This is a genomic window from Alteraurantiacibacter aestuarii, assembly GCF_039523595.1.
Lineage (GTDB): Bacteria > Pseudomonadota > Alphaproteobacteria > Sphingomonadales > Sphingomonadaceae > Alteraurantiacibacter > Alteraurantiacibacter aestuarii.
On record NZ_BAAAFP010000003.1, the window covers coordinates 280815 to 301809 of the forward strand.

Below are 20995 nucleotides of genomic sequence, written 5' to 3' on the forward strand. Positions count from 1 at the left end.
ACTGAACAAGGGGAAGGGGGCTTTTGCGGCCCCCTTTTTCTTGTCCGTAATCTTACAGGTTGCGCAGTGTGCTGGCTGGTCTGGCGCGCAACAGCGGCAGAGATGCGGCAAAGGCGAAGATCAGCACCAGTGCCAGGCCTGCGCCCAGCACGGCCAGGATACGCGGCCAGTCCGGCAGCCATTCGAATTCGAACATCTGCACGATCACCAGCCAGGCGATACCGCTGCCCAGCGCCAGCGCCACCAACGCCAGGATCGCTGCCAGCAGGCCGAACTCTGCAAATTGCAGGCCCAGAAGCTGCCCCCTGCTGGCGCCCAGTACGCGCAGGATCACCGTGTCATAGATGCGCGCGGCACGCGCTGCGGCAATCGCGCCCAGCAATACGGCGATGCCCGCCAGCACCGCCACCGATGCCGCCGCCAGAATGGCCAGCGCCACCTGATCCAGAATATTGCGCGCCTCTGCCAATATCGGGCCGACCTCGATCACCGAACTGGAAGGGAAGGCCTGCACCAGCTGGCGCAGCAGGTCGCCCGGCTGTGCCCCATCGGCAAAGGCCACGGTGGCGGCAACATTATGCGGCGCATCGGCCAGCGCATTGGGGGAGAAGATGAAGACGTAGTTGAAGCCCAGACTTTCCCAGTCGATCCGGCGGAAATTGGCAATGCGGGCACTGCGTTCCACGCCCAGAATGCCCACGGTGATGATATCGCCCAGTTGCAGACCCGCAGCCTGCGCCGTATCGGCATCGACAGAGACCAGCGGCTCCCCGTCATAAGCGGCAGGCCACCATTCGCCCGCAGTCAGCACGTTGCCCTGCGGCAGCGCGTCGGCATAGGTCAGCCCGCGTTCCCCGCGCAGGCCCCAGGCACCTTCCGGCGCCTCTTCCTGCTGGCTGACGTAGGTGAGGTTGTCTTCAGGCCCATAGGCCAGCACAGCCCCGCGCAATGTGGGCGTGGTCTCCACCGTCGATCCGGGCGCGCGCGCCTCGATCATGGCGGTGAACTGCTCCACGCCATCTCGGGGCAGGTCGAGCACGAAATAATCGGGCGCAATGGCGGGGACGGAGCGCTGGATATTGCCGTTCAGGCTGGTCTGGACGGCCGCCAGCAGCACGAAGGCGGAAAGGCCAAAGCCCAGCGCGGTCACCAGCGATCCGGTGGCAGAGCCGGGGCGGTAGAGATTGGCCAGCGCGGCGCGGATTATCGGGTTGGACGGGCGAGGCCAGTTCTGTGCAGCCTTGCGGATCATGCGGCCCAGCAGGGCCAGCAGCAGCAGCATCGCCACCGCGCCGCCCATGAACACCGCAGACAGGCCCGGCGTGGGCGAGCCGATCAGCACCAGCGCGGTAATCCCGGCAAGTCCCGCAATCACCGGCACAGCCGCGCTGCGCCAGCTGCTGACCAGCGGCGATACGCGCGAACGCATCAGCGCCATTGCAGGAAAATCACGCGCACGCATCAGCGGCGGCGCGGCAAAGATCAGCGCCACCAGCAGGCCGAAGGCGGCGGCGCGCAGCAGGGCAGCGACATCGATCACCAGATCGGTGTTGACCGGTAGCAGCGATCCCAGCGCCTTAGCCAGCAGCGGAGTGACCAGCACGCCCGCAGCCAGTCCCGCCACCGATCCGATGACCGCCGCAGCGCCGATCTGCAGGCCATAGATGCGGGCGATATCGCCGCTGGTCGCGCCCAGAATTTTCAGCGTGGCAATGCTGGCGCGGCGCGCTTCCAGATAGGATGCCACGCCGCCGCCAATGCCGATGCCGGCAATCACCAGCGCCGCCAGCCCCACCAGCGTGAGGAATTCACCCATGCGCGAAACAAAGCGCTCTGCACCCGGAGAAGCGCGGTCCCTCGTGCGCGTATCCAGCCCCGCTTCGGGGAAGGCCTGCGCCACCGCCTCTTCGACAGAGGCGGGGTCGTAATTGCCGTCAAAGCGCAGGCGGGTCTTGGTTTCATACATCGCGCCCGGCGCGGTCAGCCCGGCTTGCTCAGGCACATCGAAGGGCACGATCACTGTCTGGCCCAGCGAAAAGCCCTCGCTCAGCCGGTCAGGCTCGTCCTCGATAATGCCCGCCACCGTCAGCGGCAGGCGGCCCAGCGTGAAGCGATCGCCCGGGCCGATGCCCAGCCTCTGCGCCACGCCCAGCGCGATCCATGCCTGGCCCTGCGGCGGCGCGCCCATGGTGCTGCCGCCATCAAGCGTCAGCTCGCCATAGAGCGGCCAGTTGTCATCCACGGCCTTGAGTTCAATCGGAGCGGTTGCCTCTTCGGTGCTGGCCATCGCCTGCATTCTGAGGCCTTGTGACAGCGTGCCGTAACCTTCGAGGAATTCATTCTCCTCCTGCGTCAGCGGGCGCTGGTAAACCTCGACTTCGAAATCGCCGCCCAGAAGCACCTGCCCCTGCTGGTTCAGCTCACCGCGAATGGCGGAGGTGAGCGATCCGATCGCCGCCAGTGCGCCAACGCCCAGGAACAGGCAGACCAGCAGCAGCCGCAGTCCGCGAAACTGCCGGTGCAGGTCACGCCGGGCAATCCGCCATGCGGTGCCCCAGCCAAGGCTCGCAGAGCCTCGTTCGTTCATGCCGCGCCCGGTGTTGCAGCCATCAGGTCTGTTTCGATGCGGCCGTCTGCCAGCGTGACCACCCGGTCGCATTTCTGCGCCAGCGCCTTGTCATGGGTGATGATCACCAGCGTTGCGCCGGTCTGCGCGCGCCGTTCGAACAGCACGTCGACAATGCTGGTGCCGGTGGTGGTATCCAGATTGCCAGTCGGCTCATCGGCAAAGATCAACGGCGGGCGCGGCGCGATGGCGCGGGCGATGGCGACACGCTGCTGCTCCCCGCCGGAAAGCTGCGCGGGATAATGCGTCAGCCGGTGGCCAAGGCCCACGGCCTCAAGTTCCGCAGCAGCACGCGCCCATGCGTCTTTCTCTCCTGCCAGTTCCAGCGGAGTGGCGACGTTTTCCTGCGCGGTCATGGTCGGCAGCAGATGGAAGGCCTGCAACACAATGCCGATGCGGCCCCGGCGGGCCAGCGCCAGCGCGTCCTCGTTCATGGCTGCAAAATCGGCTCCTGCCACCATCAGCGTGCCTGATGAGGCGCGCTCCAGCCCGGTCAGCACCGCCATCAGCGAGCTTTTGCCCGAACCCGACGGGCCAAGCAGGGCCAGCGTCTCGCCTGCCGGAACGAGAAGGTCGATGCCGCGCAGGATCTCCACGGCAGACGGGCCTTCGCCCAAAGTCAGCCGAAGATCGCGCGCCTCGATAGCGAATTGGTTTTTCTGGGGACTTGTCACAAGCCTGCGATGGCATAGCTATGGTGCACACACAAGATGGCTGGAAGTCGGTATAGTATGCGTATTGGCGGTTTATGGATGGGGTTGGCGGCGCTTTCACTGGCAGGCTGCGGGGCAGAGGCTCCGCCCACCCAGCAGCAGGTGGCCGAACCTGCGCCGATCACGGAAGACCTGCCCGTGATAGGACCGGAGCGGACTATCCTCGCCTTTGGAGACAGCCTGTTCGCCGGCTATAATCTGGCCGAGGATGAGGGATATCCGGAGAAACTGGAAGTGGTGCTGCGCGCCAGCGGCATCAATGCCCGCGTGATCGATGCGGGCGTATCGGGCGATACCACCGCAGCGGGTGCCCAGCGGATCGGCTTCGTGCTCGATAATGAGGCGCAAAAGCCCGATCTGGCAATTGTCGAGCTGGGCGGGAATGATCTGCTGCGCGGGATTACCCCCGATGCCACGCGCGAGAATCTGACCGCCATCATGCAGGAACTGGCCGCTCGCGATATTCCGGTGCTGGTGATGGGCATGCGCGCGCCGCCCAATCTGGGCGTGCAGTATCAGGAGGATTTCGATTCCATCTATCCCGATCTTGCCGCCCGCTTCGATGCCGCGCTGGTGCCCTTTTTCCTTGAAGCGGTTTATGACCAGCCGCGCCTGATCCAGGCCGATCGCATCCATCCAACGGCCGAAGGGATCGAGGCGATTGTGGCAGCCACGGCCGGGTCGGTTGCCGCAGCCCTGCCGGATGCAAAAGACTAGAGCCGCACAACTTTTCCGTCGGTGACCTGCCAGACGGCGGCTCTGCCCTCGATTTCGGCGAATGGGGCGCGTTCTGTGCCCGTCAGCCATATCTGTGCGCCGCTTGACCCCAGCCGTTCGAACAGCGCCGCGCGGCGGACCGGATCGAGGTGAGCCGCCACTTCGTCCAGCAGCAGCACGCCGGGGCGATTGCCCGCAGCCAGCACGGCATGGGCCAGCGTGATGGCGATCAGCATGGCCTTTTGCTCCCCGGTTGAGCACAGCGCGGCGGGCACGTTCTTTCCCGCCATCACCACTTCCAGCTCATCCCGGTGCGGGCCTGACAGCGTGCGGCGGGCGGCCCTGTCGCGTTTGCGATTGCGGTCAAATTCGGCGCGCAAGGCCTGTTCGCCCAGGGGGCCTCCGGGCCGGTATGTCAGGGTGGGCCGGGCAAAGGGCTCTGCCGGCAACACCTCCAGCTGCGTGGCGAGTTGCTGGATCAGCGCGGCGCGTCCCTGTGCCAGCAGGGAACCGCTTTCAGCCATCTGCAATTCAATCGATTCCAGCCAGGTCTTGTCGGGTTCACGATCGTCAGACAGCAGGCGGTTTCTCTCGCGCAGGCTTGCCTCATAGCGGGTGGCATGGCGCGCATGTGCCGGGTCCACGGCCACCGTCAGCCGGTCCAGATAGCGGCGCCTGGTGCCTGCGCTTTCAGCGAACAGGCGATCCATCGCCGGGGTCAGCCAGCCCATGGAAAGCCATTCGCCAAGGCTGATCGCGCTGGCGCTGGTGGAATTGATGTGCACGATGCGCCGTCCGGGCTGCGCTGCCAGCGTGCCGGTTCCCAGCTTGACCGGATCGCTGCCATCGCCCTGATCGAGCGCGGCACTGACCGCAAAGCTGCCATCCCCGCCCTGACCCGCCATTTCCGCCATGGAGGCACGGCGCAGGCCGCGGCCCGGTGAAAACAGTGACAGGGCCTCCAGCACATTGGTCTTTCCCGCGCCGTTCTCTCCCACCAGCAGGTTGAAGCGCGCCGTGCCGTCCAGCCGGGTTTCGGCATGGTTGCGGAAGGTGGAAAGGGTGATCCGGTCGAGTGCCATGGTGCGATCCGGCAATTAGGCGAGGCGGCGGCGCGTGACCATGCAAAATGCCATTTCCAAATATTGGTGAAAAATCCCAACTCTCAGGATTGAGGGCGCTCAAATCTTTCGGCGAGCTGAACGGAAATGGCGGAATTCTGCCATTTTCTGCATTTGGCACACTTGCTGCAGTGTAGTTTGCATCGGGCAAATGAAAGCCCGGCAACCAATCAGGGGAAATGAAATGTCGAACGAAAACAGCTTTTTTCACCGCGCCGCCGCCGCTTTTGGTGCTGTCGCAATGTCCATGGCACTTCTGGTGAGCTACTTTGCAACTCCCGAAGTGCAGGCTGCCGCGACGATGCTGGCATGAGCCAGCTGAGTCAGCAGCCAGTCGGCGGTCCTCCGAAGAAATTCGGGCTCGATCGCCAGAACGGCAAGATCGCAGGTGTCTGCGCCGGTCTTGCCCGTTATTTCAAGATCGATCCGCTGGTGGTTCGATTGATCTTCGTGATCGGTGCGGTTGCCGGTGTCGGCAGTTTCATCCTGATCTATCTTGCGATCTGGGCGCTGGCGGACTGATCCGCCGGCGTCCCGACGCCTGCCGCGCTTAACGCGCCTTGGCGAAAGGCGAAAAGTCGGTTCCCGTGTCGAAAACCTCCACGCCCTCGCGGCGCTTGAGGAAATTGACCACTCCGTAAGTGACCGGCGTCAGCAGCGCCTCCCAGCCGGTCTTCAGCGCCCATTGCGTCAGCGCCACGGTGATCACCAGTTGGGTGGTCCACCCTTCCGCACCCATGAAGGCAAGCGGGTAGAACAGCGCACTGTCCACGCCCTGGCCGACAATGGTCGAACCGATCGTGCGGCTCCACAAAGCCTTGCCCTGTGTCCAGATCTTCATCTTCGCCATCACATAGGAATTGACGAATTCTCCGGCCCAGAAGGCGATGATGGAGGCAAAGACTATGCGCGGGACTTGCCCGAAAACCTGCTCATAGGCGTCCTGCCCGCCCCAGTCGGCGGCCGGTGGCAGGGCGACCACAACCCACGCCATGAAGGCCATGAACAGCAGCGCGGCAAAGCCTGCCCAGATGCAGCGCCTTGCATGGGCATAGCCATAGACTTCGGTCAGTACGTCACCGATCACGTAGGACACCGGGAAGAACAGGATACCTGCGCCAAAGGGCCACAGGCCAACGCCGGGCAGGATGACTTCGGAAACCTTGCCCGCGCCGATCACGTTGGACAGCAGCAGTATGGTGACAAAGGCCGCCATCACATAATCGAAATAGCGAAACTGCCGTCCGGCACCCGCCTTTCCGTCCAGTTGTTGCGGCTGCCTGTTCATCGAAGTGCAGCCTATCGCGATTTGCGCCCGGCGCAAAGCCCGCTATGGACCACCGCGACGCGCCCATAGCTCAGCTGGATAGAGCACGGGACTTCTAATCCTGAGGCCGCAGGTTCGACTCCTGCTGGGCGCGCCAGTTTTGTCGGAAATTTTTACACGCGGTGCGCGCGTTAAGGTTTCGCCAACCATCGTCTCCCGCACAAATCCGCCAAACCGCAAAACTGGCACGGCTCGTGCAATGTTATTGGCGTACCCAAGAGGGTCTTCGAACGAGGTGGGGCCGAACCCCTGGATCCCCAAAGTCTCCCGGCTCCACCTCCCCGAAGCCCCGCTCTCCCCAACAATCAGACGAAGTTCTAGCGGTGACCGGCCCAAGGCACGTCGGTGCGCGTCATGATCATGTCCCCTGCATAAGGCTGGCACAGATCGAAAGCCGCCTGCGGATCATCACCCAGATATTGCTGCCAGTTTTCGGGCGGGATAATCACCGGCATGCGGTGATGCACGCTGCGCATCTGCGCATTGGCGCCGGTGATCACCATCGTATAGGCGGGGCCCCATTCTGCGGTATCGCGCCACAATCCGGCGATGGCGAACAAGGGCGTATCGGGCAGGGTAAACCAGGTGCGGGTCTTGGCGCCCTTTTCCCCTTCGGCCTCGGCGAATTCGGAAACCGGGATCAGGCAGCGCCGCGATTTGAAGCTGGCCGACCAGAACGGGCTGCCCAGCTTGTCACTGCGGGCATTGTTGACCGGCTTGGGCTTCAGCGGCTGGCCCTTGGCGCCCTTGCGCGCCAGCGGGAAGCCCCAGTTCATCTGTTGAATGCGCCGGTCAGCCAGCACCAGGCCGGGATATCCGGGATAGATTTCTGCGGGGGAATTGCCCGGCGCCACGCGCATGTCTGCCCCGATGGCAGAAAAGAAATCCGCCACTTCGGTGCGGCTCTGGTTCATGCGGTAGAGATTGCACATGTCGCCGTGGGATCAGTAACCCGCTTCGGCTGCGGGCACGGGACCGGCGGTGAAGCCACCAGCCATCGGCCAGATCAGGTCACCGGTGATAACCCCCATGCTCATCGGCAGGCGTGAGCTGGCGAGGAAGTGAATTTCGCTGGGGTTGCGGCCCATGTCATAGCGGGTGACGAAGACACTCAGGCCCAGTTCGGGATTGTCCGGGTCCCATTCAATCGTTTCGCAGCCTTGCGTGAGCGGCTCCACCGGGCCGATTTCATCGTTCGGACCGATCATCACCCGGAAATTCTCACCCAGGGCGAAAGATCGCTCCTTGCCCGATGTGTTGACCAAGTAAACGGGCGTTCTGCCATCCGCCTCTTGCGGCAGGACCACAGGTTGGAAAGCGACCGCGTCGCAGGCATCGTCAGGCTGGGCGGCGATGTACTCGCGGATTTCGGCGATTGCCTCAATCTGGGCAGGTTGCATCTGCTGCGATGAATCGGGCGCGCTCAACTGCTCGGCAATCAGCGCGGCACGCTGCTGCGCCTGGCTTGCCGCGGCCATCCGCGCTTCAATATCCGCAGGCTCAAAATCCTGTGCGGCGGCGGCGCTGGCCAGCGACAGCATGGCTGGCAACAGAATGATGCGCTTCATCGAAAACTCCCGCCGTGTGTAATCGGTGGGAGCGTAGAGCGATCACTCGGCCTTGGCGACCTGCTTTTCATCCAGCAGCTGCTGCAATTCGCCAGCTTCGTACATTTCCATCATGATGTCGCTGCCGCCGACGAATTCACCCTTCACATACAGTTGCGGGATGGTCGGCCAGTCAGAGAAACCCTTGATGCCCTGGCGAATCTCCATGTCCTGCAACACGTCGACGCTTTCAAAGGCGACATTGCAGTGATCGAGGATCGCGCAGGCGCGGTTGGAGAAGCCGCACTGCGGAAACAGCGGCGTGCCCTTCATGAAGAGAACCACGTCGTTCTCGTTCACGATCTTGGAAATGCGTTCATTTGTCTCGGACATGGGTCCCACCAATTTGTTCTGTTGAAGCCATCAATTGGGAACGGACGTGCTCAGTTGCAAGGCATGGAGTTCGCCGCCCATCCGGCCGCCCAGCGCTTCATAAACCATCTTGTGCTGCGCGACGCGCGTCTTGCCCCTGAAGGCTGCGGATTCCACGCGGGCCTGATAATGGTCGCCATCATCCACCAGCGCGGTGATCTCTACCACGGCATCAGGAAGTGCGGCCTTGATCAGGGCTTCGATATCCGCCGCTGGCATCGCCATCAGATCATGCTCCGCTTCATCAGGATTCGCTCATGAACTGGCGGCGAGCCTCGATCGCCTTTTCTTCCAGCTGGGCGCGCACGGTGGATTCGTCCACGTCGCATCCGGCAGCGGTAAGATCGCCAACCAGCTTGCGGATCACATCCTCGTCGCCCGCTTCCTCAAAATCGGCCTGTACCACCGCCTTCTTGTAGGCTTCGGTCTCTTCCGGGGTGAGGCCCATCACCTGCGCCGCCCATTCGCCCAGCAGGCGGTTGCGGCGGGCAGCAATGCGAAAGGCATTGTCCTCGTCAAAGGCGAACTTGGCTTCTTCCGCGCGCTCGCGGTCCTTGAAATCGGTCATTTTGATAGCCCTTTATCCAGTTGGATATATTTTGCCTGAGGCTGGGTCAGGCGGCAAGCCCGGTTCCGCGCGCCAGCCAAGGTTTTTCCTGCGCCAGACGCTGCTCATATCCGGTTATGGCGTCCTTGCGGGTAAGCGTGAGGCCAACCTCATCAAGACCCTGCAGCAGGCAGAACTTGCGGAATGGATCAATCTCGAAACTGAAACGATCCTGGAACGGCGAGGTCACGATCTGGCTTTCCAGGTCAATCGTGATCGGATCGGTCCGGGCCACTTCCATCAAACGGTCCACCTGATCCTGCGGCAGGACCACAGTGAGAATGCCGTTCTTGAAGGCATTGCCCGCGAAGATATCCGAAAAGCTGGGGGCGATTACCGCCTTCACGCCCATATCGAGCAAGGCCCATGCGGCGTGTTCGCGGCTGGAACCGCAGCCAAAATTGTCACCGGCGATGATGATCGGCGATCCCTTGTACTGCGGATCGTCGAACACATTGGCCGGATCCTTGCGCAAGGCCTCAAACGCCCCGCGGCCAAGCCCGTCACGGCTGACGGTCTTGAGGAAATGGGCGGGGATAATGATGTCCGTGTCGACATTCTTCATGCCGAAGGGGTACGCGCCCCCTTCAACCTGCGTGACAGGATCCATCAATCGGTCTCCGGATTTTCGCCGGAGGGGATGGCAGGAAGCTGCGCAGGCTCATTGCTCTTGTCCTTGCGCTTGTTCACGTAAATCAACGCCGCAGCCACAGCTGCAGAACCGATCGCGCCGGCAATGGCGGCTTTTCCAGTGGGGAATTTCTTGGTCATGATTCTTCAATGGGCGTAGGCGGATTTGGTTGCAAGATTGACGGGCGGAAAAGATTCACTTCAGGAATTGGCCCAGCTCCATCCACCGCGCCTGTTTCCCCGCCAGATTCATCGCTGCATAGGCCGGGCTGGAGGAGGGCAGGCTGACCAGCATATAGGGTGAGCCTGCCAGCAATTTGCTGCCGATCCGGGCGGATTTGGCGCCGTTGAAGCCGATGGCGCGCAGGGCGGGGAGTTGGGCGCACAGATCGTGCAGGCTGTTGTGGCTCTCCTCGCGAATGGCACTGTCCAGGCTGCCTTCCCGGTGTGCCGATTGCACAGTGTCCCACAGGCCGATCCCGGCATTCAGCAGGGCTTGCAGGCGAAGCTCGTAATCCAGCGCAACAAGATCGCGGCCGATCACCGCGCCGACAAGCTGCCAGAACTGGTTGCGCGGATGGGCATAATATCGCCCGGCGGCCAGCGATGCCTCACCCGGCAGGCTGCCGAGCAACAGCAGCCGCGTATCGGGCGATACGACCGGAGGGAAACCTGCCTTACGCAGGCTGCTTGCTCAGCTCCCGCACGTCGGCAAGCCTGCCTGCAACGGCAGCGGCTGCCGCCATCGACGGGCTGACCAGATGCGTGCGCGCGCCGGGTCCCTGTCGGCCCACGAAATTGCGATTGCTGGTGGAGGCTGAGCGTTCGCCCATGGGCACCTTGTCCGGGTTCATGCCAAGGCACGCCGAACAGCCCGGCTCACGCCATTCCAGCCCGGCATCGATGAACACCTTGTCCAGCCCCTCGGCCTCGGCCTGGATTTTGACGAGGCCGGAACCCGGCACCACGATGCCCCATTTGATGTTGGGGTGTATGTGGCGGCCGCGCAGAACCTCTGCTGCGGCGCGCAAGTCCTCGATCCTGCTGTTGGTGCACGAACCGATGAAGATGTTCTGCACTTCGATTTCGTCCATCCGCTGCCCCGGCTCCAGCCCCATGTAATCAAGGCTGGCGCGCGCGGCTTTCTGCTTGGAAGGATCGGCAAAGCTGAGCGGATCGGGCACCACGCCGCCGATGGGCACCACGTCTTCAGGGCTGGTGCCCCAGGTGACGGTCGGCTCGACTTCGGTGGCATCGATCACCACGGATTTGTCAAACACCGCGCCTTCATCGCTGTGCAGTGTCTTCCAATAGGCGACGGCCTTGTCCCATTCCTCACCCTTGGGGGCGAAGTTGCGCCCTTTGAGATAGGCAAAGGTGGTTTCATCGGGCGCGATCATCCCGCCGCGCGCGCCGCCCTCTATGCTCATGTTGCATACGGTCAGGCGGCTTTCGATGGACATGTCCTCAAACACCTTGCCGCGATATTCGATCACATGACCGGTGCCGCCGGCGGTGCCGATCACGCCGATGATGTGCAGGATCAGATCCTTTGAGGTGATGCCGGGGCCAAGTTCGCCCTCCACCCGGATTTCCATGGTCCTGGACTTGCGCAGCAGCAGCGTCTGCGTGGCGAGCACGTGCTCCACCTCGCTGGTGCCGATGCCAAAGGCCCATGCGCCAAGCCCGCCGTGGCAGGCGGTGTGGCTGTCACCGCAAACGATAGTGGTGCCGGGCAGGGAGAAGCCCTGTTCCGGGCCGACCACATGGACAATTCCCTGTTCCTTGGCCGTCGCACCGAAGTAGCGCACGCCAAAGGCCGGGGCATTGGCTTCCAGCGCGGCCAGCTGCGCAGCGCTTTCCTGATCGGCAATGGGAATGCGATTGCCATCGGCGTCCACCCGCGCCGTGGTGGGCAGGTTGTGATCGGGCACCGCCAGCGTCAGTTCCGGGCGGCGGACCTTGCGGCCGGAAAGGCGCAGGGCTTCAAAGGCCTGCGGGCTGGTCACTTCGTGGACCAGATGGCGATCGATGAAGATCAGGCAGGTGCCGTCATCGCGTTGTTCCACGACGTGGGCATCCCAGATCTTGTCATAAAGGGTGCGGTGTTTTGCAGACATGCAGCCCCGTTAGCCGCCAATGCCACTTTACGGCAAGCTGCGCGCGGCGAAGGAATTCTTTTTCGCGCCAAATGACTTGGAAAAGAAACAATTCTGCACTAACTGACAATTATGTCAGCAAATGCACATGCCATTCCGATTCACATCACCCCCGATGATATTGATTTCATGGGCCACGTGAACAATGCCCGCTATCTGAACTGGGTTCAGGACGTGGTGCTCAGCCATTGGCGCAAGGTCGCCCCGCCGGAAACGGTGGCCGCGCATGCGTGGGTGGCCCTCAAGCATGAGATTACCTATCGCCGCCCGGCTTTCCTGAAGGATGACGTGGTGGCCAGCACGGTGCTGGAAAAGATCGCCGGTGCGCGCGCCTTCTACAACACGGTGATCGACCGCGGCGGCGAAGTGCTGGCCGAAGTGCAGAGCATGTGGTGCTGCATCGATACCAACACGCTGCGCCCGGCGCGGATTGACCGCAATGTGGCGGAGAAATATTTCGGTCTGCCGCGCCAGCAGAAGACCTACACCGGCGAATAGGGCGCGGCGTTGCTGACTGGGCGCCGCTGAGTGGGCGCCGCTGAGTGGCGTTGCTGAAAGGTGAGGGGGCCAAAGGTCCGCTTTGCCTCCGGCCCATACCGCGCCTATACAGGCAGCCATGCAGATCGCAGTTCCAATCCTGATTGTGCTCGCCACCATATTGGCGATGGAATGGGTCGCCTGGGCGAGCCACAAATACATCATGCACGGCTGGGGCTGGGGCTGGCACCGTGACCATCATGAGCCGCATGACAAGATCTTCGAAAAGAACGACCTGTACGGCGTAGTGGGCGCGGTGATGAGCATTTCCATGTTCGCGCTGGGCAGCACGATGGTGCTGGGCGATGCGGCCTGGTGGCCGGCCACCTTCATCGGCCTGGGCATTCTTGGTTACGGCATCATCTATACGCTGGTGCACGATGGGCTGGTCCACCAGCGCTATTTCCGCTGGGTGCCCAAGCGCGGCTATGCCAAGCGGCTGGTGCAGGCGCACAAGCTGCACCACGCCACCATCGGCAAGGAGGGCGGGGTCAGCTTCGGCTTTATCTTCGCCGACGATCCGGCGCGGCTGAAGGCAGAACTCAGGCGCCAGCGAGAGGCCGGCATTGCCGTTGTCCGGGACAGCGCCGGAGCCTGAGGCCGGAATTTTCCGGCGTTAGGAATTTCACAGAGTTTGTGCCCCTATAAGGCACGCTTCCAAATGCCGTTGGCTGGCAGGTTTGCGCTGTCATGGAGGCTGCATGTATCGCTCCGACCCGTGGCACAAACTCGCACTGGCCATCGTGCTGGCGGCTGCTGTGGCCTTTTCCGCCGCCGCCATCATGGCGCGCGGGCCGTGGTACGATGAATTCTACACTCTCTACGCCGCCGACCCGGGCCTTGGCTTTGCCGATGCGCTGGTGCAGCGTTGGCTGCCGGATAACCACCCGCCGCTGTATTATGCCTTGAGCTGGGCCAGCGGCTGGCTGGGAGAGGCCGTGGAGGCGCGGCGCTTCATCAATCTTGGCATCCTGCTGATGGCTGCGTTCGCGCTTTTCCTGCTGGGGCAGTGGCGGCCTGAATTTCGCCGTGTCGGCTTGCTCTATGCCATTGCTCTGGTCAGCTTAGACCCTGCTGTGCTCCAGGTGGCGCAATTGCGATCCAACTTCCTCGCTTATGCAAGCGCGGCGGTGCTCGTTGCCGCCCTGACGGTGATTGCCAATCCTGCCTCACCAAAGCCCGTGCGGCGTGACTGGACTTTTCTGGGGATTGCCCTTGCCATCGCCTTCAATGTCCACCTTACCGCCACGGTGATTTGCGCCGCCGTGGGCGCGGCATTCGGGGTGTGGATCTTGCTGCGCCGCGACTGGCCGCAGTCCATCGGCCTTGTGATTACCGGGCTGATTGCAGCCTTGCCCTTCATCATCCTGATAGCGATGCAATTTGGCCGGATGGAGGAGAACACGCGGGTTTTCTGGATACCCGGCGGCTTCGATGCGGCGCGCTGGGCGCTGGAAAACGAGCTTGTCGGCTGGGCCGGAGACAACATCGCCCTGACCGTGGTTGGCGCCATGGGGATCGGCTATCTGGTGCAGGCAGCGGTAAGGGAGCGCCAGCTTCCGCCGGAATTCCAGCTGGTTCTTGCCCTGGCGGCCGGTGCCGCTCTGGCCACCACTATCCTGCTGGCCGTGCACATGTGGCGACCGATCATCCTGGGGCGCTATCTGGTGGCATTGGCCCCGCTCATCGCGATGATCCTGGCAGTCGGCGCCTCGGTCATTCTTGGCCGGGTCAATGCTCTGCTCAGGCTTGCGGCGATTGCCACCATGCTGATGATCATGGGCCTGTCGCTTTCGCAGAAGCTGGACATGGTGCGCGCCCTGCCTTCATGGAACGGCACCGCCGGCAGGATCGCTGAAATCTCCCGCCAATGCCCCGATACGATCGTGCATCCGGCACTCGACTGGAACAGGCCGACGATGGACTTGCCACCGGCGGACAACCGGCGCGTGATGCCCATGGCCTATCGCCTGATGGCGCAGCGCCATGACTTTTCTGTCGAGGATGAAGCCTCCCGCCGGATGTCTGCCGATTGCCCGACGGTGTTCTGGGCCGAACACGTTGCCGGGCAGCAGGATGGCCAGGCTGAAATAACCGCGCGCTTGCTGCAACAGGGATATCCGGTCGGGGAAACCCGGTTCGAACAGATCGGCGATGGCTGGATATTGCTCTCGAATGCGCCGGGAATGCTTCCCTAGGCCGCAGCGATCCGAGCGGCGTGCTGTTTGACCAGCGCGATCATGTTGGGAACGCCCTGCGTGCGGTTGGAGGAGAGCTGGTTCTTCAGGTCGAACGGTTCGAGAGCGGCGATCACGTCCATTTGCGCAACCTCGCCGGCCGGGCGGTCCTGCACGGCGGAAATCACCAGCGCGACGATCCCCTTGGTGATCGCGGCGTTGCTGTCCGCCAGGAAATGCAGATTTTCGGCATTGCCGGTGGGATAGACCCAGACCTGCGCTGAACATCCGCGCACCAGAGTGGCGTCTGTCTTCAGCGGCTGGGGCATATCCTCAAGCTCTCGCCCCAGTTCGATCAGCAGGCGATATCGTTCATCGCCTTCGAGGAATTCATATTCTTCCTGGATGTCTTCAAGCGTGCGCATGGGGCGCATCTAGTGGCTTGGCGCTACAAATCCACCCCATTGGCGATGGCTTCCAGCTTGCGGATGCGTTCTTTCAGGTCCGCCAGCTCTATCCGGGCGGCACCTTCGCGTACGCCGCCTTCGATTTCCATCGGCATGGTGCGCAGGTTCAGTTCGCGCTCCTTCAGCGCCAGCCAACCCTGCCAGCCTTTCAGCATGGCGGTGGCCAGGATCATCATGCCCAGCAGTGAACAGCTGGCAATCAGCAATTGTTCGCTCAACATTCCCTCCATCCCCTATTCGTCGCGCAGCCGATCAATTTCGGCGGACAGGCGCACAGTTTCATTTCCATCGGTGGCGATGCGTTCCAGCACCTTCACCCGTTCACGCAATTCGGTAAGTTCGGCGGCCATCTCACGCTCACGCGGGGATGGGCCGACAGGATTGCCCTGCTGGTCGGTGGCATAGCCGTTCAGGGCATTGTGCCGGCTGCGCAGCACGCTGCCGATGATTGTCATGCCAACGATGATGACAATGGCTGTCCAGAAGGTCACCGCGCAGTCTCCCTTTGAATCTCTACGCTGCTATCGGGAAGCCGCAGGTCCTCGATCTGGCGGGCGAGATCGGCATTGCCATCGGTGGCGATGCGTTCCAGCACGCGGATGCGCTCCTCCAGCTGCTCTGCCTTGGCGGCGCTGATGCCGGATTGCGGCGGCGCGTTGCGCAGTTCCATCTCGCGCTCCTTGTAGCGGATGTGCCGTTTGATAACTCCGCCAAGCGTGGTCATCACAATCGAGACGAGGATGATGACGAAGATGAACGCCAGGATCATGTTGATATCCATCAGTTCACCTCGTCACTGTCGCGCAGGCGGTCAATCTGGTGGGTCAGCTGGAAGCCGCTATCGGTAACGATGCGCTCCACATTCGCCATGCGTTCCTTCATGGAACTGACTTCGGCGCGCAGGGCGGCGTTTTCCTGTGTCAGCAGGCGCACGCGCTCCATGCTTTCAGAGGACATGTCGGGCTTGAGGGATTGGCCCCACATGCCTTCCAGCGGATAGCCATTCCTGATCTTGAGCTTGGTGTTGTGGACCGATGCCCACACCCCGGCGAGTGCGATCGCGATGCCGCCGCCGATTACCCAGGGAACGAAGCCAAGCCAGGCTGCAATTTCCGGATCCATCAGTTTGTCTCCTGTCGATCGCGCAGAGCTTCGATCTTGCGCGCGGTGTCATAACCTTCATCGGTGACGATGCGTTCGAGCACGGCGAGGCGGTCCTCGGCGTTTTCCAGCCGTTCGGTCAGCACGCGGTTGGTCTCCAGCAGACGCTGTGCCTCGCCATTGTTCGACTTCTCGATCCGGCCTCCAGCGCCGTCGTCCAGCGGATAACCATGCTTGACGCGGATCCATGTGCTGATCAGCCATGCCCCCATCGACAAGCCAACGATTGCCACCACGAAGCTGGGATCGCCAAAACTCATCTCAATTCCCTTCCGTCTAACTTTCAGATGGCTGCGTTTTCAGCCTGCAGCCGCCGGTTCTCGACCTGGCGGTTATCGCGCAGGGCCTCGATCTGGCGGGCGGTGTCATATCCCTGGTCGGTCACGATCCGCTCCAGCACGCGCACCCGCTGCTCCAGTTCCTGCACATGGCTGGCATATTGCGCAGCGCGTTCGGCGGTGTTTTCGGCAGTGGCGCTCATGCGCATCTGCTCAACCTTTTCACGGTGCTTCATCCAGATCGCAAACAGCGGGATGGACATGCCCATGATCGGGATCAGAAGTGCCAGATTACCCATTGTTCAGTTTCCCCCAAAGTGCGTGGTCAGCGCAGCCGTTCGATCTCTGCCGAAAGGCGCGGATTGCTGGTGACATAGTACTGCTCCACATCGGCCAGGCGGCGGTCCACATCGCGGAACTGCGCGCGGATTTCGCGTGCGGTGCGCTTGGGAGACTGGCGGACGCCCTGCCAGTATTTCTGCTCCTGATCGTCACGGTACAGATGCGGCGGCTTCTTGTTCAGCAGCAGGCCGGCCAGGAAATAGAGCGGGATGAACCAACCGGCGGTCAGCCCGATCATCATCAGCGCGCCCAGGCGAACCCACAGCGAGTTGACCCCGGTGTAGTCGGCAATCCCGGCGCAGACGCCCATCAGCTTGGCATTGTGCTTGTCGCGATAAAGTGTGGTGCGGGGCGTGTTCACTTCTGCGTTCCTTTCTTCTCGGCGAGCAGTTCTTCCAGCTCGCGCAGCGGTGCATTGTCGATTTCGCGGTCATGCATGATGCGGGCGGTCTTGAAGTCGGGATTGTCCGCGGAAACCAGCCGCTCGACCGTATCCATCCGTTCATCCAGACGCTTGGCCAGCTGATAGAGTTCGTCCAGCAGCGATTCGTCGTCCGAGGTGATGGACCCTGATGTCTTCCACTTGGTGATGTAGTGGAGGATCAGCCAGGGAAGCCCGATCACGACCACCGGTATGATGAATACTTCTTCCATGACTTATCCCTCCTGCTTCTTGTCTTCGTTGCCCTTGCCCAGGGCGCGCTTCATCTCAGCCAGTTCGTCATCGATCTTGTCGCCACCTTCCAGCGCGGCGAATTCATCGGCCAGGCTGGGGGTGCTGTTGGAAATGCCAAGCGCATCGGCGCGGCCTTCGGCATAATCGACGCGGCGTTCGAGCTGGTCGAACCGGCTCAGCGCCTCGTCCACCCGCTCATTGGTCATCAGGCTGCGCAGCTTGACGCGGTTCTCGGCGCTTTCCAGCCGGGCCGCGATCTGGCTCTGCCGGCTGCGGGCTTCGCGCAGGCGGTTCTGCAGCTTGTGAATATCCTGCTCGTACGCACGCAGCGCATCATCCAGCACGGCGATTTCCTGCTTGAGCTGGTCGGCCATGTCGCTGGCCTTCTTCTTTTCCAGCAGGGCTGCCCGGGCCAGATCCTCACGATCCTTCGACAGGGCCAGCTGTGCCTTTTCCGACCAGTCGGACTGGAGCTTGTCCAGCTTCACCGTGTGACGGTGCATTTCCTTCTGGTCGGCAATGGTGCGCGCTGCACTGGCGCGCACTTCGACCAGCGTTTCCTCCATTTCCAGGATGATCATGCGGATCATCTTGGAGGGGTCGTCTGCCTGATCGAGCAATTCGTTGAAATTGGCCGCGATGATGTCTCGGGTACGCGAAAAAATGCCCATCCAGTTTCCTCCGGCTGATAGCGAATTGCGGGTTGGCGTGGGGCTGGTGCGCAGACGCTCTATCTCGCGGTCAATACGCGAGGCGGCGTTGTCGTCCCGGCCCATGCCAATCGGGGTCAGGGGGTTGCGATTGTCTTCGTTCACGCCAGTTCAACCAGTGGCACGGCAACCAGCATCAGGTGCGATGTAACACCCTCTTGTTGCGCGATTGCGAAAAAGTTGAAGGCGATCATCGCGGCGATGCTCACCAGCGCGGCGGCGCCGGTTTTGCTGGCAAGAAAGCGTTGATCGAACATGAATTCCTCCTGATTTCCAAGTTACCCTCAACATTGCAAAGGGCGTGCCAATTTGCGCAATCGCGCGGAAATCAGGCTGTTTTGCTGCGGCATGGCTGGATGAATATGGGATGTATTGCCAAGCATTGGCGAAATTTGCTATATCTTGGTTGTGGAAAGAGACAGCCAGTTTATCGGCCAGTCAGGGGCCTTCCTTGATGCGGTCGAACGCGCCAGTCGGGCAGCGCCGATGGCGCGGCCAGTCCTTGTCATCGGAGAGCGGGGAACGGGCAAGGAATTGATTGCCGAGCGCCTGCATCGCCTGTCCAACCGCTGGGAAGAACCGCTGGTCACGCTCAATTGTGCGGCCTTGCCCGAAACGCTGATCGAAGCCGAACTGTTCGGCCATGAGGCGGGCGCTTTCACCGGTGCCACCCGGGCGCGCGAGGGTCGTTTTGAGGAGGCGCACCGCGGGACCTTGTTCCTGGACGAACTGGCCACCTTGTCGATGGGGGCGCAGGAGCGGCTGTTGCGCGCCGTCGAATATGGTGAAGTTACCCGCATCGGATCATCGCGGCCGATCCGTGTCGATGTGCGCATCGTCGCGGCCACGAACGAGGATTTGCCGCGGTTGGCGAGGGAGGGGCGCTTTCGTCCCGACCTGCTCGACCGGCTCAGTTTCGAAGTCATCACGCTTCCGCCGCTGCGTGTGCGCGAAGGCGATATCGAGGTGCTGGCGGATTATTTCGGGCGCCGCATGGCCGCTGAACTGGGCTGGGAGGAATGGCCCGGTTTCGCCGAGCATGTGGCCGAGGCGCTGGAGACCCACAGCTGGCCGGGCAATGTGCGCGAATTGCGCAATGCAGTGGAGCGCGCGGTTTACCGGTGGGATGACTGGTCAGAGCCGATTGCCCACATGGTATTCGATCCCTTTGATTCGCCGTGGAAACCTTCGCCCCAGTCCCAGGCACTGGACAATCTGGCACCGCAACACCGGGCACATGACAGCGCGCCTGCACGCGCCCATGCTTCAACGGATTTCGATTCCATCGATGATCTGCGCGGGGCTGTGGACCTGCACGAAAAGGCGATTTTGCAGCATGCACTCGGCCGCCACAGGTGGAACCAGCGCCAGACTGCCAAGGCGCTCGGCCTGTCCTATGACCAGTTGCGCCATTGTCTGAAAAAGCACGGCATCACCAATAGTCCAGCCGATCAGGGGACTGATGGTTAACGATCAACTACGTGCAATTGGTTACCATCCATAAAACTTTGAGTTAACGGGCAGGTAAGGGGGGCATGGTATCAAACTTTCGGATTCAGGGGAGTTTCTACTATGTTTTCATTCGCACGCTATATCGTCAGGCACAAAGTCGGTGCCGTTGCTGTTTGTGCTATCGCGGTCTTCGTGATGACGCCGAATGGTGAAGAAGAGCAGGAGCAATCCAACAGTCCGTGGTCTGTCCAGCAGAGCTCGGTCCAGGTTGCTCAGGCCGATGAGTCGAGCTTTGTTGACGATATCGTCAGTGAAGCATCCGGCTACCTCGAAGAAGCTGGTATCGGCAATCCGCTGGAAGAAGCCGACGCAGCGGTTAACCGCTTCGAGGATACGGCAGCGGCCATGAATCAGGTGAACGGCGGGTCCTGACCTGCCCTTGCTTTCGGCTGCCGCCACGGGGAGGCAGCGGTCGATTGCATGTTCATACCGGCGCCTGCGGGCGCATAAGTGGGCGGACTGGCAGATAGTGCCAGGTCCGCCCACGTCACATCGGGTCTATTCGCGGCCCCGCCTGTCTGATGCGCGAAAGCCGATGCACTGCCGAACGCGCTTGCAAAATATCCCGACTGCGACTAACTGACGCATCAATCCCGACATTGTGATTACAAAGCCGTGATGCTGGCGCCGCAAGGGGCCGGCCAAATCCGCTTTGTCACATTGTTCGACTAGACCGCCGCTGGAGTTTTATGGCCGATATTGCGCGCCTGACCGATCTGATCGCCCACGAAGCCGAAACGCTCGGCTTTGAGCTCGTGCGCGTTCGGTTGATGGGCACGGGTGAGAATCGGACCCTGCAGGTCATGGCGGAAGATCCCGCCACCGGGCAGATGATCATGGAACAATGCGCCCAGCTTTCGCGCGCCATTTCCGCCAAGATCGATACGATTGAGGAAAGCGGCGAGGAGCTGGTCGAAGGGGCATATATGCTGGAAGTCGGCAGCCCCGGTATCGACCGCCCTCTGGTTCGCCCCAAGGATTACGCCAATTGGGCCGGGCATGACGCCAAGATATCGCTGGTGGAAAAAGTGGACGACCGTCGCAGGCTGGTCGGCCCGATCATTGGCATCGAAGGCGATGTTGTCACGATTGATGACAAGGATTCCGGTGCGGTTACCGTGCGGTTGGAAAACATTCATGCGGCGCAACTGGTCCTGACTGACCGGCTGATCGCCGCCACCCAGCCGCTCGACAGCTCGGGCGCGGACGAAATCGAAGAAGCAAACGAAAACGAAGAAGAAAAGGCTTAAGCGAAA

33 protein-coding genes and 1 tRNA gene are annotated in these 20995 nt (G+C 62.0%); 10 read left to right on the forward strand and 24 right to left on the reverse strand.

From position 1 onward, the window contains the following. Positions 1–52 precede the first annotated feature (52 nt). Positions 53–2587, reverse strand: a complete 2535-nt coding sequence (locus ABDZ98_RS14670; RefSeq protein ID WP_160591645.1) for an ABC transporter permease — start codon at positions 2585–2587, stop codon at positions 53–55. Then, positions 2584–3300: an ATP-binding cassette domain-containing protein gene (locus tag ABDZ98_RS14675; RefSeq protein ID WP_160591647.1), complete on the reverse strand. Its 717-nt coding sequence runs from the start codon at positions 3298–3300 to the stop codon at positions 2584–2586. Before ABDZ98_RS14675 ends, ABDZ98_RS14670 begins: the two co-directional genes overlap by 4 nt. A 78-nt stretch (positions 3301–3378) precedes the next feature. On the opposite strand from ABDZ98_RS14675, the gene ABDZ98_RS14680 reads away from it, so the two are divergent. After that, positions 3379–4056, forward strand: coding sequence for a GDSL-type esterase/lipase family protein (locus ABDZ98_RS14680; RefSeq protein WP_160591785.1), 678 nt, complete (start codon positions 3379–3381; stop codon positions 4054–4056). On the opposite strand, the gene recF is transcribed toward ABDZ98_RS14680, so the two are convergent. Next, the gene (gene recF, locus ABDZ98_RS14685; RefSeq protein WP_160591649.1) at positions 4053–5138 is read right to left on the reverse strand and encodes a DNA replication/repair protein RecF; all 1086 of its coding nucleotides are present in this window, start codon (positions 5136–5138) and stop codon (positions 4053–4055) included. The two genes, ABDZ98_RS14680 and recF, sit on opposite strands and share 4 nt — an antisense overlap. A 223-nt stretch (positions 5139–5361) precedes the next feature. On the opposite strand from recF, the gene ABDZ98_RS14690 reads away from it, so the two are divergent. Both ABDZ98_RS14690 and ABDZ98_RS14695 read left to right on the forward strand, forming a co-directional pair. Then, complete coding sequence (locus ABDZ98_RS14690) at positions 5362–5490, forward strand: hypothetical protein (protein ID WP_272916792.1); 129 nt, start codon at positions 5362–5364, stop codon at positions 5488–5490. Further along, positions 5487–5699 carry a PspC domain-containing protein gene (locus ABDZ98_RS14695; protein WP_160591651.1) on the forward strand — a complete coding sequence of 71 codons (213 nt, stop codon included), beginning with the start codon at positions 5487–5489 and terminating at the stop codon, positions 5697–5699. The genes ABDZ98_RS14690 and ABDZ98_RS14695 overlap by 4 nt, the downstream gene beginning before the upstream one ends. A 28-nt stretch (positions 5700–5727) precedes the next feature. On the opposite strand, the gene ABDZ98_RS14700 is transcribed toward ABDZ98_RS14695, so the two are convergent. Continuing rightward, positions 5728–6465 carry a queuosine precursor transporter gene (locus tag ABDZ98_RS14700; protein WP_160591653.1) on the reverse strand — a complete coding sequence of 246 codons (738 nt, stop codon included), beginning with the start codon at positions 6463–6465 and terminating at the stop codon, positions 5728–5730. A 59-nt stretch (positions 6466–6524) separates the two neighbouring features. Here ABDZ98_RS14700 and ABDZ98_RS14705 point away from each other — a divergent pair. Continuing rightward, positions 6525–6601: transfer RNA gene (locus ABDZ98_RS14705), tRNA-Arg, on the forward strand. Between the two features lie 220 nt (positions 6602–6821). Here ABDZ98_RS14705 and ABDZ98_RS14710 read toward each other — a convergent pair. The 9 genes from ABDZ98_RS14710 to leuC are packed head-to-tail and all read right to left on the reverse strand — an operon-like array spanning position 6822 to position 11840. Next, positions 6822–7436, reverse strand: coding sequence for an SOS response-associated peptidase (locus ABDZ98_RS14710; RefSeq protein ID WP_160591655.1), 615 nt, complete (start codon positions 7434–7436; stop codon positions 6822–6824). 12 nt (positions 7437–7448) lie between these two features. Then, positions 7449–8072, reverse strand: a complete 624-nt coding sequence (locus tag ABDZ98_RS14715; RefSeq protein WP_160591657.1) for a hypothetical protein — start codon at positions 8070–8072, stop codon at positions 7449–7451. A 42-nt stretch (positions 8073–8114) separates the two neighbouring features. Continuing rightward, a complete protein-coding gene (gene grxD / locus ABDZ98_RS14720) occupies positions 8115–8444 on the reverse strand; it encodes a Grx4 family monothiol glutaredoxin (RefSeq protein ID WP_160591659.1) in 330 nt (109 codons plus the stop codon). A 30-nt stretch (positions 8445–8474) separates the two neighbouring features. After that, entirely contained in the window at positions 8475–8708 is a 234-nt protein-coding gene (locus ABDZ98_RS14725) for a BolA/IbaG family iron-sulfur metabolism protein (RefSeq protein ID WP_160591661.1), read from the reverse strand. A 19-nt stretch (positions 8709–8727) separates the two neighbouring features. Continuing rightward, positions 8728–9051 (reverse strand): DUF1476 domain-containing protein, encoded by a 324-nt coding sequence (locus ABDZ98_RS14730; RefSeq protein ID WP_160591663.1) that lies wholly within the window; start codon positions 9049–9051, stop codon positions 8728–8730. Positions 9052–9097: 46 nt separating this feature from the next. Next, positions 9098–9700: a 3-isopropylmalate dehydratase small subunit gene (leuD, locus tag ABDZ98_RS14735; RefSeq protein ID WP_160591665.1), complete on the reverse strand. Its 603-nt coding sequence runs from the start codon at positions 9698–9700 to the stop codon at positions 9098–9100. Then, complete coding sequence (locus tag ABDZ98_RS14740; protein WP_160591667.1) at positions 9700–9861, reverse strand: isopropylmalate isomerase; 162 nt, start codon at positions 9859–9861, stop codon at positions 9700–9702. The genes leuD and ABDZ98_RS14740 overlap by 1 nt, the downstream gene beginning before the upstream one ends. 55 nt (positions 9862–9916) lie before the next feature. Continuing rightward, positions 9917–10405 (reverse strand): DNA-deoxyinosine glycosylase, encoded by a 489-nt coding sequence (locus tag ABDZ98_RS14745; protein WP_160591787.1) that lies wholly within the window; start codon positions 10403–10405, stop codon positions 9917–9919. Beyond that, a complete protein-coding gene (gene leuC / locus ABDZ98_RS14750; protein WP_160591669.1) occupies positions 10398–11840 on the reverse strand; it encodes a 3-isopropylmalate dehydratase large subunit in 1443 nt (480 codons plus the stop codon). The genes ABDZ98_RS14745 and leuC overlap by 8 nt, the downstream gene beginning before the upstream one ends. Before the next feature lie 111 nt (positions 11841–11951). Between leuC and ABDZ98_RS14755 the strand changes: the two genes are divergently transcribed. The 3 genes from ABDZ98_RS14755 (at position 11952) to ABDZ98_RS14765 (ending at position 14614) form a co-directional block, all read left to right on the forward strand. Continuing rightward, positions 11952–12377, forward strand: a complete 426-nt coding sequence (locus tag ABDZ98_RS14755) for an acyl-CoA thioesterase (RefSeq protein ID WP_160591671.1) — start codon at positions 11952–11954, stop codon at positions 12375–12377. A 118-nt stretch (positions 12378–12495) separates the two neighbouring features. Further along, complete coding sequence (locus ABDZ98_RS14760) at positions 12496–13014, forward strand: sterol desaturase family protein (protein ID WP_160591673.1); 519 nt, start codon at positions 12496–12498, stop codon at positions 13012–13014. Positions 13015–13117: 103 nt separating this feature from the next. After that, positions 13118–14614, forward strand: coding sequence for a hypothetical protein (locus ABDZ98_RS14765; protein WP_160591675.1), 1497 nt, complete (start codon positions 13118–13120; stop codon positions 14612–14614). Here ABDZ98_RS14765 and ABDZ98_RS14770 read toward each other — a convergent pair. Genes ABDZ98_RS14770 through ABDZ98_RS14820 form a run of 11 tightly spaced genes read right to left on the reverse strand, consistent with a single transcriptional unit; the run spans position 14611 to position 18484 of the window. Next, positions 14611–15018, reverse strand: coding sequence for a SufE family protein (locus ABDZ98_RS14770; protein ID WP_160591676.1), 408 nt, complete (start codon positions 15016–15018; stop codon positions 14611–14613). The two genes, ABDZ98_RS14765 and ABDZ98_RS14770, sit on opposite strands and share 4 nt — an antisense overlap. A 23-nt stretch (positions 15019–15041) precedes the next feature. Next, entirely contained in the window at positions 15042–15281 is a 240-nt protein-coding gene (locus ABDZ98_RS14775; protein ID WP_419866767.1) for a hypothetical protein, read from the reverse strand. 12 nt (positions 15282–15293) lie between these two features. Then, positions 15294–15551 carry a hypothetical protein gene (locus ABDZ98_RS14780; protein WP_160591680.1) on the reverse strand — a complete coding sequence of 86 codons (258 nt, stop codon included), beginning with the start codon at positions 15549–15551 and terminating at the stop codon, positions 15294–15296. Next, positions 15548–15841 carry a hypothetical protein gene (locus ABDZ98_RS14785; RefSeq protein WP_160591682.1) on the reverse strand — a complete coding sequence of 98 codons (294 nt, stop codon included), beginning with the start codon at positions 15839–15841 and terminating at the stop codon, positions 15548–15550. Before ABDZ98_RS14785 ends, ABDZ98_RS14780 begins: the two co-directional genes overlap by 4 nt. Then, positions 15841–16182 (reverse strand): hypothetical protein, encoded by a 342-nt coding sequence (locus ABDZ98_RS14790; protein WP_160591684.1) that lies wholly within the window; start codon positions 16180–16182, stop codon positions 15841–15843. Before ABDZ98_RS14790 ends, ABDZ98_RS14785 begins: the two co-directional genes overlap by 1 nt. Beyond that, on the reverse strand, positions 16182–16481 hold the full coding sequence (locus ABDZ98_RS14795) for a hypothetical protein (RefSeq protein WP_160591686.1): 300 nt from the start codon (positions 16479–16481) through the stop codon (positions 16182–16184). Before ABDZ98_RS14795 ends, ABDZ98_RS14790 begins: the two co-directional genes overlap by 1 nt. A gap of 23 nt (positions 16482–16504) precedes the next feature. After that, positions 16505–16798: a hypothetical protein gene (locus ABDZ98_RS14800; RefSeq protein WP_160591688.1), complete on the reverse strand. Its 294-nt coding sequence runs from the start codon at positions 16796–16798 to the stop codon at positions 16505–16507. A 26-nt stretch (positions 16799–16824) separates the two neighbouring features. Further along, on the reverse strand, positions 16825–17202 hold the full coding sequence (gene pspC, locus ABDZ98_RS14805; protein WP_160591690.1) for an envelope stress response membrane protein PspC: 378 nt from the start codon (positions 17200–17202) through the stop codon (positions 16825–16827). After that, entirely contained in the window at positions 17199–17495 is a 297-nt protein-coding gene (gene pspB / locus ABDZ98_RS14810) for an envelope stress response membrane protein PspB (protein ID WP_160591691.1), read from the reverse strand. The genes pspC and pspB overlap by 4 nt, the downstream gene beginning before the upstream one ends. Positions 17496–17498: 3 nt before the next feature. After that, positions 17499–18293, reverse strand: coding sequence for a phage shock protein PspA (gene pspA, locus ABDZ98_RS14815; protein WP_202386032.1), 795 nt, complete (start codon positions 18291–18293; stop codon positions 17499–17501). 35 nt (positions 18294–18328) lie between these two features. Beyond that, positions 18329–18484: a hypothetical protein gene (locus ABDZ98_RS14820; protein WP_160591692.1), complete on the reverse strand. Its 156-nt coding sequence runs from the start codon at positions 18482–18484 to the stop codon at positions 18329–18331. A gap of 151 nt (positions 18485–18635) precedes the next feature. Here ABDZ98_RS14820 and pspF point away from each other — a divergent pair, with 151 nt between their 5' ends. The 3 genes from pspF (at position 18636) to rimP (ending at position 20989) form a co-directional block, all read left to right on the forward strand. Beyond that, positions 18636–19697: a phage shock protein operon transcriptional activator gene (pspF, locus tag ABDZ98_RS14825; RefSeq protein WP_160591694.1), complete on the forward strand. Its 1062-nt coding sequence runs from the start codon at positions 18636–18638 to the stop codon at positions 19695–19697. 102 nt (positions 19698–19799) lie between these two features. Beyond that, positions 19800–20111, forward strand: coding sequence for a hypothetical protein (locus ABDZ98_RS14830; RefSeq protein WP_160591696.1), 312 nt, complete (start codon positions 19800–19802; stop codon positions 20109–20111). A gap of 317 nt (positions 20112–20428) precedes the next feature. Beyond that, a complete protein-coding gene (rimP, locus tag ABDZ98_RS14835; RefSeq protein ID WP_160591698.1) occupies positions 20429–20989 on the forward strand; it encodes a ribosome maturation protein RimP in 561 nt (186 codons plus the stop codon). The last annotated feature ends 6 nt before the right edge of the window (positions 20990–20995 follow it).